Source organism: Pararhizobium mangrovi (assembly GCF_006516965.1).
Classification (GTDB): domain Bacteria; phylum Pseudomonadota; class Alphaproteobacteria; order Rhizobiales; family Rhizobiaceae; genus Pararhizobium_B; species Pararhizobium_B mangrovi.
Map to the genome: position 1 here is coordinate 1 of NZ_VHLH01000013.1, position 12503 is coordinate 12503.

Sequence of the window (12503 nt, forward strand, 5' to 3'; positions counted from 1 at the left end):
CCCTCCCTGGACTCTGAAGTCTCACAACCTCAGCATCCCCGGTCCGGACCGGATGGACAACCTAATGAAAGCTCACAGCTAGAGCCTTTCACGGTCATACGGACGCGCTCCAGATTGGTCGAAACGAGAGACCACCGAACCGCTTTCGCCTTCTACGACGAACGCGACGGCGGCTTCAGCGCCTAGCGATGGATCCGCGTTTGATGAATTCGGGCGTCATCGTCAGGCCGCTCGTCGGTGCGGTGGAGCCGGCGACGCGGTCGAGGAGCATGCGTGCGGCGGCCGCGCCCATGGCGTAGCGCGGTTGCGAGATCGCCGAGATGCCGGGCGGTGTGAAGGCCATCCAGTCGAGGTCGTCGAAGCCGACGAGCGAGACGTCGCGCGGGATGACGAGACCCGCCTCGGCGATCGCCCGCATGACGCCTTCCGACATCGTTCCATCGGTGGTGAAGAGCGCGCTCGGCCGCTCCGCATGCGAAAGGAGATCCCTCGCCTCGCGGTGCGCGGCCTCGCTCGAGTACGATCCGGCGGGGCGTATGAGGCTGCTGTCGATCGCAAGCCCGGCGGCGCGATGGGCGTTGATGTAGCCAAGCAGCCGCTGCCAGCTCGGATACATGGACTTCGCGGTCCGAACGAGGCCGGCATGCGCATCCTCGATGAACCGTTCGATGCCGCCCGGCTCGGGTTCGAGGAGTTCTGCGACCACGCCGATGCGCGTATGGCCGGCACGGATCAGTTCGCCCACGGCTGCCTCCGCGCCTTCCGCGTTCAGCGCGGTCACCTGATCCACGGCCAGTCCTTCCACCGCGCGGTCGATGAGGACGATCGGCAGTTGCGTCTCGCTGATCCTGTGCAGGTGCCTGGCCTTTCGCGTATCGCAGGGAGAGACGATCAGTCCGTCGACCTGTTTTTCCATCAAGAGATCCAGCGCGCGCATCTCGTGGTCGAGCCGCTCGTCGCTGTTGGTGATGAGCAGACCGAAACCGTGCTCGTCGGCGACATCGGATATGCCGCGCAGGATCGACGCGTAGAACTGGGTGCGAATGTCGCCTGCGACCACGCCGATCGTGCGCGTCTCGCCGGTTATGAGACTTCGCGCGAGGCCGTTCGGGCGGTATCCGAGCTTGCGTGCAACGGCCGTGACCTGATCGCGCGTGGATTTCGCGGCGTAGCCGTAGCTTCCGAGCACGCGCCCGGCGGTCGCCGTCGAAACGCCGGCTGCCTGCGCCACGTCGGCGATCGTCACCTTGCTTCTCGTTGCCATATGCACTTCTTCCCGACGGTTCGGCGCCGGCCGGCGCACAGGCGATCGCCACGGTGCACATAGCACACACGGGAACGACGCCTCGCCGTCCTCGTGCCGCTCCGATCGTACGGTCTACCCAACTCCCGCCTTGACGGGCTGGCGCGCATGATGTCAAGTACTGAGAACGTTCGCACATTCCAATGCTTTTTCGAGGTTCGGCGAGCCGCTTCAGGGAGAAAGACGATGTTGAAGGCAGTCTTTGCGGCGGCGACGGTATGCGCCGCACTTTGGACGGGAATGGCCCAGGCAGCCGAGATCGCGAAGCTGTACGACGCCCTGCCGGCCCACTATCAGGAGAACGGCGTCAACGTTGCGGTCTTCAACGACTGGGCGCCCGACGAGTTCGTCGACAAGGACGGCAAGCTCGAAGGGTGGAGCGTCGATCTGGCCCGCGCGATCCAGGACCGTCTCGGCGTACCGTTCCACTACCAGGCGACGAGCTTCGACGCCGTGATCCCGGGCCTCGTGGCCAAGCGGTTCGATGCCGGCTTCGCGTCCTTCGGCTCGACGCCCGAACGCCTGAAGGTGCTGGATTTTGTTCCCCAGAGGAAGATCGGCACCGGTTTCGCCGTACCGGCCTCGAGCGATCTCAAGATCGACGATGTCAGGGATATCTGCGGCGTCACCTTCGCCGTGCAGGCGGGTTCTTGGGACGACCAGACACTGACGCGCCTCGACAAGGAGGAATGCGTCGCCAAGGGCCGTCCGGCGGTCAAGTTCGAGCGGCAGAAGGATCAGGCTTCTGCCGAACTGGCGGTCCGTTCGGGTCGCGCGCAGGCGACGATCGCTGCCGACGTCAAGCTTGCCTACGCCGCCAAGCAGACCGGCGCGCTCAAGCTCACGAGCCTCGTCCTTGCGCCGGTCGACAGCTGCATCGGCGTGCGCAAGGGAGATCCGCTCGGCAAGGTGCTCGCCGACGCCCTCCAGTCGCTCGTCGACGACGGCACCTATGAAAAGATCATGAAGAAGTGGGGCATCGCCGATGATCGCATGCTCAAGAAGATCACCGTGATCACCGGTAACGACAGCTGATCGACCGGACTGAAGACGATCGGGCACGGCACGCGGTGGCATTTCGAGAGACCAGTACCGGCACGAACGCTGCGTCGCGAGAGCGCAGCCGGTCGATCCACGATGTCGCGCCGGTACCGGTGCGCCATCCCGGCCACTGGATCGGTGCGGTGGTGCTCTTCATCTGTGCGGCGGTCTTCCTGGAGATCCTCGTCACCAACCAGAACCTGCAATGGCCGGTGGTGGCGTCCTACCTGTTCTCCCCCGATATTCTGGAAGGGCTCGGCAGGACGATCCTCCTGACGCTGCTTTCCATGGTCATAGGCCTCGCGGTCGGCGTGGTGCTTGCCATCATGCGGCTTTCGGCAAACCGTCTCTTCCGTGTCGTCAGTTGGGGGTGGATCTGGTTCTTCCGCGGCGTGCCGCCCCTCGTGCAGATGATCTTCTGGTACAATTTCGCGCTGCTCATGCCCGAAGTCTCGATCGGCATTCCGTTCGGCGGGCCGAAGCTTGCCGCGTGGGACACGAACACGCTCATTTCGCCATTCAGCGCGGCGATCCTCGGCCTTGCCTTCACCGAAAGCGCCTATGCGGCGGAGATGCTGCGCGCCGGTATCCAGGCCGTGAGCGGCGGACAAACCGAAGCGGCGGCGACGCTCGGAATGACGCAGCTGCAGACCTTGCGGCGCATCGTTCTTCCGCAGGCCCTGCGCATCGTCATCCCGCCGATCGGCAACGACACCATCTCGATGCTGAAATTCACGTCGCTGGTCTCGGTGCTCGCACTGCCGGATCTGCTCTATTCGGCGCAGATGATCTACGCACGCACCTACCAGACGATCCCCCTGCTCGTCGTCGCCACGCTCTGGTATCTCGTGTTGACGACCGTTCTGACGGTCCTCGAACATGCCGTCGAGCGATCCTTCTCCGTCGGCGAGACATCGCGCAGGGCGCACACGCCGTGGTGGCAGCGGCTCTTCCGCAGGCCCTTCGCCCGACAGCGCGAGCAGGCCGCCTGATGGCCGGGCCGCTCCTGAAGGTCGAACGGCTGCACAAGGCCTTCGGAACCCACGAGGTGCTACGCGGCATCGACCTCGAAATCGACGAGGGCGAAGTCATGTGCATCGTCGGGCCGAGCGGCTCGGGTAAGTCGACGCTCCTGCGTTGCCTGAACTATCTGGAGAAGCCGAAGAGCGGTGCCGTCTTCCTCAAGGACGAACCCATCGGCGTGCGCTGGCAGGGCGACCGTCTCTACGAAATGACGTTCGACCAGCTCGCGCGGCAACGCCGGCGCATGGGCATGGTCTTCCAGGGGTTTCACCTTTTTCCGCACAAGACGGTGCTCGAAAACGTTATCGAGGCACCGATCATCGTCAACCGGACGCCGCGCAGGAAGGCGGTGGAGGAGGCGATGGCGTTGCTCGAGAAGGTCGGCATGAAGGACCGGGCGCATTACCACCCCGCGCAGCTTTCCGGCGGACAGCAACAGCGCACCGCGATCGCCCGCTCGCTCGCCATGCGTCCCGAACTGATGCTCTTCGACGAACCGACCTCGGCCCTTGACCCGGAGCTGGTCGGTGAGGTCCTGGCGACGATGCACCAGCTTGCCGACGAAGGCATGACGATGGTCGTCGTCACGCACGAGATGGGTTTCGCTCGCGAAGTGGCCGACGAACTCGTCTTCATGGACGAAGGCGTGATCGTCGAACAGGGCAAGCCGGCCGATGTGCTGTTGAACCCGCAGCACGAGCGCACGCAGACCTTCCTCGCCCGCATGCGCGAAGAAGCCTGAGCAGCCTGAACCGGCGGAAGCTTCTCAACTGGCCGCGATCAGCGCCTGTGCCGTGAAGAGGTCGAGGTGGCCGCCGCCGACGTTCTTGAAGATCGTGATCTCTTCGTCGCCGCTGCGTCCGGCGATCCTCCCACGAACGAGATCGAAGAGGTCCGCCCGCACCGCGTTCCAGCCGATCGTTCCGTTGTCGACGGGCTGCGTGAGGTCCCCGGCGTTCTCCATACCGCTTCTCGTATCGACGAAAACGGTGCCGCGGGCCATGGCGGCATCGTCGGCCTCGCGCAGGTCCGGACGGTATGCGCCGACGAGATCGAGATGCGCGCCGGGCTTCAGCCATTCACCCTTGACGAGCGGCGTATCGGACATCGTCACGCAACTGACGATATCGGCCCTGCGAACCGCTTGCGCAAGGTCGGATACGGGCGTTGCCGACAGGCCCGGGCGGGCGAGGCGCGCGGCCAGCGCTTCCGCGCGTGCGGGCGTACGGTTCCAGACGAGCAGGTTCGCTATCCCGGGTCTCGCAGCCATGTGCGCCTCGGCCACATACGGCGCAAGGCCGCCCGCACCGACGACGAGAAGTGTCTCGGCGTCCTCGCGGGCGAGCAGCCTGCTGCCGAGGCCGGAATCGGCCGCGGTCTTGCGGAACGTCATCGCTTCCCCGTCGGCTGCCATCAGCGGCGCACCGGTCTTGCCGTCGAAAGCGGTGACGAGACCCTGGACGGAAGCCTGCGGCGGCGAAAGATCGCGGTTTTCGGGGAATACGCCGACCGTCTTAACGGCGATCATCTCTGCGGAAAGCCATGCCGTCAGCACGACGAACTGGTTCCCGGTCGCGCCCGGATCGGCATGGACGGCCACATGCACCTGCGGCATCGCCCCGAGGTGAGCCTGCGCGAGATGGTCGATCAGGAAGGGAAAGGCAAGCGCGCGATGAACGGCGTCGGCGGTGAATATACGTGTCATGACATCAGACCTTCAGCGTGTAGGTGACGCAGTGGCACGGCGTCAGGAGGACCGAGAAGGCAAGCGGTTCGCCCCCGCCTTTCGTCACCAGCTTTTCCGTGCGGTAGCAGGGCTGGAAGCCCTGGACGTCCAGATGCTTCCTGATATCCGCTTCGGGAAAGACGACGTCGATCGTGCGTTCCGCGCCGCCGGGCACGACACCGAAATGGCGTTCCAGAGCCGCATAGAACGAACCGCCGGCTTCGAGGTCCGGCAGAACGGCAGCAAAGCGGGCGAGGTCGAAATAGAGGAACTCGTGCGTCATCGGCCGGTCGTCGACCTCGAACAGGCGTTGCACCCGAACGAGCTTCGCAGCAGATAGCCGCATGGCGATTTCGGGGCTATCGACGTCCTTGCGCGACAGGACCCGGTGCCGGCTTTCGAGACCAAGTTCCTGCATCGTCTCGGAGAAACCGGAAAGGGAAACGAGGGCCTGGCGCACGCGTCGCCTTCCGACCATCGTGCCCCGGCCCTGCTGACGGATCAGTACGTTGACCGCGCACAACTCCGAGACCGCCCTTCGCAGCGTGATGCGGCTGACGTCGAAGCGGCGGCACAGTTCGGGCTCGGGCGGAAGGAAGCTCCCCTCGGGAAGCGTTCCCGCCTCGATCTCCGCCAGCAGCTGCCGGCGAACCTGCTCATAAAGGGGCGTCGGCTGATCCAAGAGGATGGCTCCCTCTCCTCGATACGAAACGGGCCGAACGGCCGTGGAGCATGCGGAACATCCGCCCTGCCAAGAAGACGTTTCCGAATGCACTTCCCACGTGCACCCTAGTATTCGATCTTCTTCATGTAACGACGCGCCGTCAGCATTTCGTGCTGGCGCAGGTCGGCGATGCGGTGGGCGAAGCGCCACAGCGTATCGAAGAAGATCAGCGGAACCAGATTTCCGGCGAACAGGGGATCGATGCCTTCGAGATCCAGCGTCTTGGCGTCGAGCACGAGGATGTTTTCCTGCTTGCCGAAACGGTGCAGGAAGGTATCGGCGCGCTCCTCGAGCGCTCGCGTGCTGTCCATCCCCTTGAGGAGGATGAAGCAGCGTTCCTCGTCGAGCACCTCGAACGGGCCGTGGAAGAACTCGTTGGCATGGATCGCCTGGCTGTTGATCCATTGCATCTCCATCAGCACGCAGATCGCGAAGGAATAGGCCGCGCCGTAACTGGCCCCGCTCGCCACCGTGTAGACGACATCCTGACTGGCGAAGCGGGAGGCGTAGTCGTCGAAGAGCGGTGCGAAGCTGCGGTCGGCGCGGTCGATCGCCTCCTGAAGCGAACCGAGGCTTGCGAGCAGCCGGTCGGTCAGGTCTTCGCCGTCGAACAGGCGAACCAGCTCCGTGACGATCTGGTAGATGCGCGCATAGTTGCTGTTGGCTGCGTCGATCGGCACGCCGGTCGTATACGGCGCTTCGAACGCGACGACGTGGTCGCAGGCGCGGGCAAGCGGCGAGCCGGCCTCGACCGTCATACCGATGGTGCGCGCACCCCTGCTCCGCGCAAACTCGGCCGCCGCCGTCGTCTCCTTCGTCGTCCCGGTCATGGAGCACAGGATGACGAGCGAGCGCGCATCGAGCGTACGCGGCGCACGGCTCGTGAACTCCGCCGCGTTGTAGAGGTCGGAGGCGAGCGAGGAGTGCTGGTCGAGCATGAACTTCGCCGGGTGCATGATCGAGAACGATCCGCCGCAGGCGACGAAGAACACGTGGCCGGGCCGCTCGCCACCAAGGCCTTCGATGGCCGCTGCCACGCCCTCGTCCAGCGCGATACGGTTCGACATAGTCGTCTCCTATTAAAATTATAACGTCATAAGACGTATTAGTCTATTCCTGGGCATTCTGCAACGTAAATCCGGCTGTCTTGACGAGAGCGCTTCGCTGTGCGAACGTTCTCATATATTCGGGGTCTGCAGCAGCTCTTTTCCATGAAGCGTCCATCCATTCTCGCTTTCGGCGACAACGTCGTCGACTGCTACGCCGAACAGGATCTGATGTATCCCGGCGGCAATTGCCTCAACGTCGCGGTCTTCGCCCGGCGTTTCGGCTGCGACAGCGCCTATGCGGGGGCGGTCGCCGACGACCCCGCCGGCACGCTTATCGTGCGGTCGCTGGAAGAAGAACGCGTGGAAATCGCGAGCCTGAGACGCGAGGCTGGACACACTGCATTCTGCGTCATCAAGACGATCGACGGCGAGCGTACCTTCGTCGGCGCCGATCTCGGTGTCTCCATCGTCGCGCCCACGCCATACGACCTCAAGCGGATGACGGGGGTCGACGCCGTGCATACCGGTCGCTCCAGCCAGGTCGACCGATGGCTCGGTGCGATCGCCGAACGCACGCGCCTTTCTTTCGACATGGCGACCGTTCGCGATATCGGAGAAATCGAAAGCGCAGCTCCGCACTGCTTTCTCCTCAGCCTGTCCGGAGGTGATCTCTCGGCGCACGATGCGCTCGCCCTGAGCAGGAAAGCCCGTTCGGCCGGAGCGCAGTGGGTGCTGACGACGCGCGGTGCCGCGGGCGCTCTCCTGTCGGGACCGTACGGCACGTACGAGACCGACGCCGACGCCATCTCCCCGCTCGACACGTTGGGCGCCGGGGACACGTTCATCGCCCGCACGCTTGCCGGGCTCCTGCGTGGAGAGCAGATCACGATGCTCTTGCGCGAAGCCGCGCGGGAAGCCGGACGGACGTGCCTGCACAGCGGAGCGATCGGTCACGGCCGGCCGATCGAGATCGACCGGAGCCGGATGAAGCCGATCTCCGAGATCTACGCCTCGATGGAGGCGATCCGCCAGAACAGGGACGAACTGACCTGAACCGCTGCCGACCGGCGTTCGGCTTTTGCCGCGATCGCTTTCGCGACGCGTTTGCCGCAAGTCGACGGATCAGCCGGATGGGCTCGATGATCGCCGGCCTGCGCTCGGCCTCCTTGGGGACTGATCAGTCGCGGCGGGCCGAAACCGCGTGGACGAAGGCTGCGCCGAACGCGTAATAGCCGGATCGGGCGGCGGTGTAGCGTTCGCGGTAGGTTTCGACCGGCGCCATCGGCAGGGCTTCGGGCGTGCCGTTCAGCAACGCTTTCGCCGCCGCAGTCCCGAACACCGTGCCGGGCGCGATGCCTCTGCCCGAATAGCCGAAGCTCGCATAGGCGTTGCGATCGAAGGCGACGATCTTCGGGATATGATCGCCGGTCATTGCGATCGCGCCGCTCCAGCCATGCTCGAATGCGATGTCCTTCAATGCCGGGAAGAGATGCGCCACCTTCCGTCGCGCCCAACGCTCGTGGACGGCTCTGCCGGCGCCCTCGAAGCTGCCGACGCCGCCGACGATCAGCCGTCCCGCATCGTCGAGGCGAAGCGAGGACATGACCATCGCCGTATCCCAGCAGCCCTCGCCTCCCGGCAGGATTGCCGCGCGCAGTTCCGCCGGGATCGGCCGTGTGGCGAACTGGCAGTAGTTGAGGCGCACGAAGGTCGGGCGGAACGATGCGGCAAGGCCCGAATGATAGGCGTTCGTCGCCATCAGCAGGTATCCGGCGCGCACCCTTCGCCCGTTCGCTTCGATCAGCCAGGTATCGCCTTCCCGCGCAGCGCTGGCGACGGGCGAGTGCTCGAAGACGTGCGCACCGTGCGCGGCGGCCGCGCGTGCGAGGCCGCGGCAATAGGCAAGCGGCTGGATCGTGCCCGCACGGGGATCGAAGAGCGCGCCTTCGAAAGCCTGCGTACCGGTTCGCCGTGCCGTCTCGTCGCGGTCGAGAAGTTCGAGGGGAACCCCGAACCGGTTGCCTTGGCGAAAACGTTCTTCGAGGTCCTCGAGACCGGCCTTCGAATGGGCGAGATGCAACGTGCCCCTGCGCGTCGCTTCGCATTCGATGCCTTCGCGTTCGATCGACGAGAACACCGTCTGCGGCCCTTCGCCGAGCGCCGCGACCAGCCGGGTTCCGGCTTCCTCCCCCATTTCGTGAATGACGGCATCCGGCGGCAGCCAGAGGCCGGCGTTGACGAGGCCGACATTGCGTCCGGATCCGCCATGGCCGATCGTCTCGGCTTCGAGAAGGCAGACCGACGCCCCGCTACGCGCGGCTTCGAGCGCTGCGGCCGACCCCGTGAAGCCGCCGCCGACGATGGCGATGTCGACGACGAGATCGTCGCCAAGCGCGGGGTAGGCGGCGCGTTCCTGCGAACTCGCACGCCAGAGAACCGAGAATTCCGTCTTCGGCATCGTCGTTGCCTGTCTCCCGTCGAAGGTCGCGCGATCGGCGTCGCATTGCGCATCGGACTGCCTTCGACTTCATGTGTCCGGCGTAAACACGCGTGTCGCGGTCATTCGATGTCGAAGGAGACGCCTTGGGCGAGCGGCAGTTCGGTGGAGAAATTCACCGTGTTGGTTGCGCGCCGCATATAGGCCTTCCAGGCATCTGAGCCGGATTCGCGGCCGCCACCCGTTTCCTTCTCGCCACCGAATGCCCCGCCGATTTCCGCGCCCGAAGTGCCGATATTGACGTTGGCGATACCGCAATCGGAGCCCTCGGCGGAGAGGAACAGCTCGGCTTCCTGCATGTCGCGGGTGAAGATCGACGAGGACAGGCCGGCGGCCACCGCATTGTGGTCGCGGATGGCGGCGTCGAAGTCCGAATATTTCATGACGTAGAGGATCGGCGCGAAGGTTTCCTCCAGCACCGGCCCGCACTGGCTCGGCATCTCGACCACGGCGGGGCGGACATAGTAGGCGGCACTATCGCCGGCCGCCTCGTCGCGCTCGCCGCCGGTCACGGTCCCGCCTTCGGCGCGCGCCGCATCGAGCGCTTCGCCCATCGCCTCGAATGCCCCGCGGTCGATCAGCGGGCCGACGAGGGCCGACGTTTCGAGCGGATTGCCGATCGAAACACTCTCATAGGCCTTCTTCAGGCGCGCAACGAGCGTGTCGTAGATGCTTTCGTGCACGAACAGACGGCGCAACGTCGTGCAGCGCTGCCCGGCCGTGCCCATCGCCCCGAAGGCGACGGCGCGAAGCGTCATGTCGAGGTCGGCGGAAGGACAGACGATCCCGCCATTGTTGCCGCCCAGTTCGAGGATCGAGCGTGCGAACCGTGCGGCAAGGCGCGGGCCGACCTCGCGCCCCATGCGCGTCGATCCGGTCGCCGAAACGAGCGCGACCGCGGGGTTGTCGACGATCGCCTCGCCGAGCGCACGTTCGCCGACGACGACCTGCAGGAGGTTTTCCGGCGCATCGGCGAACCGCTCGACGGCGCGCCGGAAGATCGCCTCGCAGGCAAGCGCCGTCAGCGGCGTCTTTTCCGAAGGCTTCCATATGACGGGATTGCCGCAGACGATCGCCAGCGCCGTGTTCCACGACCAGACCGCGACGGGAAAGTTGAATGCGGTGATGACGCCGACGACGCCGAGCGGATGCCAGGTTTCCATCATCCGGTGTCCGGGCCGTTCCGTGGCGATCGTCAGGCCGTAGAGCTGCCTGGAAAGCCCGACGGCGAAATCGCAGATGTCGATCATCTCCTGGACTTCGCCGGCACCCTCGGACGGGATCTTGCCGGCCTCGATCGAGACCAGCCGGCCGAGATCCGCCTTCGCGGCGCGCAATTCCTCCCCAAGCAGACGCACCAGTTCGCCGCGACGGGGCGCCGGGACCCGCCGCCAAGCATCGAATGCGGTCCGCGCCGCGTCGACGACCGTCGCAGCCTCCTGCGCCGATGTCGTCGCCACGTCGGCGATCCGTCCGCCGTCGACCGGCGAATGGACCGGAAGATCGCCGTCGTTCCAGCGCGTGGCCGGCACGCCGAGCCGTTCGAGGATGCTGGTCGTCTCGTTCTTGACGTCAACCTTCGAGGTCATCTTGCAAACTCCGTATTCGGAAAAACAGTCCGCCAATTACGCCGCGAGCGGCCTGGCGAAGAAAGAGGCATGGTGGCGGGCGGACGCAATTCGTACCAGTAAGCGTCCGTTCATTCATAAAGGGCCGGTTGACGAAGGCAGCGCTCGATCGAAGCGCTCTCGATCTCGCCATAGTAGGCGAACGCGTCGCGGACACCCGTCCCGAGTTCGTTCTCGAAGGTCGCCCGGCTCGCACCGCCTTCAAGGATCCCGACCGGCCCGTCGCCGAGGTTAGACTGGAAGATGCCGGCGGCACTGACAGGCAGGAAATCCTCGTAGACGATCGGATCAGCGCGGACGAGGCCGGCGGCGATCAGGCTCTCCAGATCCTCGTCGGGCGATGGTGGCGCAGCGTCTCCGGCCTGCGTGCGCGAATAGATGAAATAGCCGAGGCCGCCCTTTCGGATTTCGTCCCAGCTATCGGGAAAGGCGCAGAACACCTCCTGCAGGATTTCGGCGTATTCGCGCGCATTGGATCCGTCGCCCGCCGGCGTGACGCGCGCACGCGTTTCGGCCAGAAGCGAATCGTAGAGGGCGCTGCCCTTCGGCGTCAGCGCGATGCCGCGCTGCTCGATCTCGCCGAAGCGCGCTGTGTGCGAACCGGTCTGCCAGCTCTCCTCGCCCGGGCCCTGGAGGGCAACGGGCTCTTCGAGCGCCTTGAACGAGGTCTGCCGAAGCAGGATCGGGCAATGCCGCGCCGGCGGTCCCTCGATGACGGCCTTCGGCACGATGCCCCTTTCGGGCATGAGCCGTTGCACCGCATCGATATCGAGGGTGCGCGGCGTCAGATGATTGATGTGCGGCCCCCGGAAGGAGACGATGTCGGCGATCAGCCGGTGCGCCCGATGCAGCCGCTCATAGGTCTCGGCATCGACGACGGCCCTGTCGTGCCAGCGAAAGGTCTCGAGCACTTCCCGAACGAAGAGCGTGCCGTCCCCGGGCGAAAGGCCGCCCTGCGCCTCGGCTCGTTCGACGAGTTCCCTCGCCTTCTCCGTGAAGATGTCGCGCGCGGCAAGGATCGCGTCCACTTCCGCGCGAAGCGCCTCGTCGGCGATCAGGTCGCGGCGGAGCAGCGAGGTGAAGACGCGAAAGGGGTTACGATCGAGATCGGTCTTCGAAAGGGCGCGGAAGGCGGTGGAATGAACCGGCACGCCCGCGACCGAGAGATCGTAATAGCCGACGGGAACCATGCCCATCACGGCGAATACCCGGCGCATCATGGCGAGTTCCCGGCCGGTGCCGAGACGGATCGCGCCGTGTCGCTCCTCGGAGATCCGATCGAGCGATCCCGTCGCCGCAAGCGAATCCGCAAGCCCCGGGTCGCCGTCGAGCGTCGCCGCGTTGACGTCTTCGACCAGTTCGATCAGCGTCCCGTAGGCTGGAACTTCCTCCCGATACATCGCCGACATCGCCGCCGAGAATTCGGCGCGAAGCGTATCGCGGGAGACGAACCGTGAATCGGACATCGTGGACCTCCATCGCCGGACCTGCCATTCTCACCCGGCATCGTAA

11 protein-coding genes are annotated in these 12503 nt (G+C 65.4%); 4 read left to right on the forward strand and 7 right to left on the reverse strand.

Annotation, left to right across the window (positions count from 1 at the left end; all coding sequences use genetic code 11):
• Nucleotides 1–175 precede the first annotated feature (175 nt).
• A complete protein-coding gene (locus FJU11_RS08130) occupies nucleotides 176–1264 on the reverse strand; it encodes a LacI family DNA-binding transcriptional regulator (RefSeq protein ID WP_141166545.1) in 1089 nt (362 codons plus the stop codon).
• 225 nt (nucleotides 1265–1489) lie between these two features.
• Here FJU11_RS08130 and FJU11_RS08135 point away from each other — a divergent pair, with 225 nt between their 5' ends.
• Genes FJU11_RS08135 through FJU11_RS08145 form a run of 3 tightly spaced genes read left to right on the forward strand, consistent with a single transcriptional unit; the run spans nucleotide 1490 to nucleotide 4109 of the window.
• Nucleotides 1490–2338, forward strand: a complete 849-nt coding sequence (locus FJU11_RS08135) for an ABC transporter substrate-binding protein (protein WP_235890913.1) — start codon at nucleotides 1490–1492, stop codon at nucleotides 2336–2338.
• A gap of 35 nt (nucleotides 2339–2373) precedes the next feature.
• The gene (locus FJU11_RS08140; RefSeq protein ID WP_141166546.1) at nucleotides 2374–3336 is read left to right on the forward strand and encodes an amino acid ABC transporter permease; all 963 of its coding nucleotides are present in this window, start codon (nucleotides 2374–2376) and stop codon (nucleotides 3334–3336) included.
• Nucleotides 3336–4109, forward strand: a complete 774-nt coding sequence (locus tag FJU11_RS08145; protein ID WP_141166547.1) for an amino acid ABC transporter ATP-binding protein — start codon at nucleotides 3336–3338, stop codon at nucleotides 4107–4109. The genes FJU11_RS08140 and FJU11_RS08145 overlap by 1 nt, the downstream gene beginning before the upstream one ends.
• Before the next feature lie 24 nt (nucleotides 4110–4133).
• On the opposite strand, the gene FJU11_RS08150 is transcribed toward FJU11_RS08145, so the two are convergent.
• The 3 genes from FJU11_RS08150 to FJU11_RS08160 form a co-directional block, all read right to left on the reverse strand.
• Nucleotides 4134–5072, reverse strand: a complete 939-nt coding sequence (locus FJU11_RS08150) for an ornithine cyclodeaminase (RefSeq protein ID WP_141166548.1) — start codon at nucleotides 5070–5072, stop codon at nucleotides 4134–4136.
• 4 nt (nucleotides 5073–5076) lie between these two features.
• Complete coding sequence (locus FJU11_RS08155) at nucleotides 5077–5775, reverse strand: GntR family transcriptional regulator (RefSeq protein ID WP_235890915.1); 699 nt, start codon at nucleotides 5773–5775, stop codon at nucleotides 5077–5079.
• A 107-nt stretch (nucleotides 5776–5882) separates the two neighbouring features.
• Nucleotides 5883–6884 (reverse strand): SIS domain-containing protein, encoded by a 1002-nt coding sequence (locus FJU11_RS08160; protein WP_141166549.1) that lies wholly within the window; start codon nucleotides 6882–6884, stop codon nucleotides 5883–5885.
• A gap of 144 nt (nucleotides 6885–7028) precedes the next feature.
• Here FJU11_RS08160 and FJU11_RS08165 point away from each other — a divergent pair, with 144 nt between their 5' ends.
• Nucleotides 7029–7919, forward strand: coding sequence for a PfkB family carbohydrate kinase (locus FJU11_RS08165; RefSeq protein WP_141166550.1), 891 nt, complete (start codon nucleotides 7029–7031; stop codon nucleotides 7917–7919).
• 124 nt (nucleotides 7920–8043) lie between these two features.
• Here FJU11_RS08165 and FJU11_RS08170 read toward each other — a convergent pair whose 3' ends face one another.
• The 3 genes from FJU11_RS08170 to hglS form a co-directional block, all read right to left on the reverse strand.
• Nucleotides 8044–9324, reverse strand: a complete 1281-nt coding sequence (locus FJU11_RS08170) for an NAD(P)/FAD-dependent oxidoreductase (protein ID WP_141166551.1) — start codon at nucleotides 9322–9324, stop codon at nucleotides 8044–8046.
• A gap of 101 nt (nucleotides 9325–9425) precedes the next feature.
• Nucleotides 9426–10952 (reverse strand): L-piperidine-6-carboxylate dehydrogenase, encoded by a 1527-nt coding sequence (gene amaB, locus FJU11_RS08175; RefSeq protein ID WP_141166552.1) that lies wholly within the window; start codon nucleotides 10950–10952, stop codon nucleotides 9426–9428.
• A gap of 110 nt (nucleotides 10953–11062) precedes the next feature.
• On the reverse strand, nucleotides 11063–12457 hold the full coding sequence (gene hglS / locus FJU11_RS08180) for a 2-oxoadipate dioxygenase/decarboxylase HglS (protein ID WP_141166553.1): 1395 nt from the start codon (nucleotides 12455–12457) through the stop codon (nucleotides 11063–11065).
• Between the last annotated feature and the right edge of the window lie 46 nt (nucleotides 12458–12503).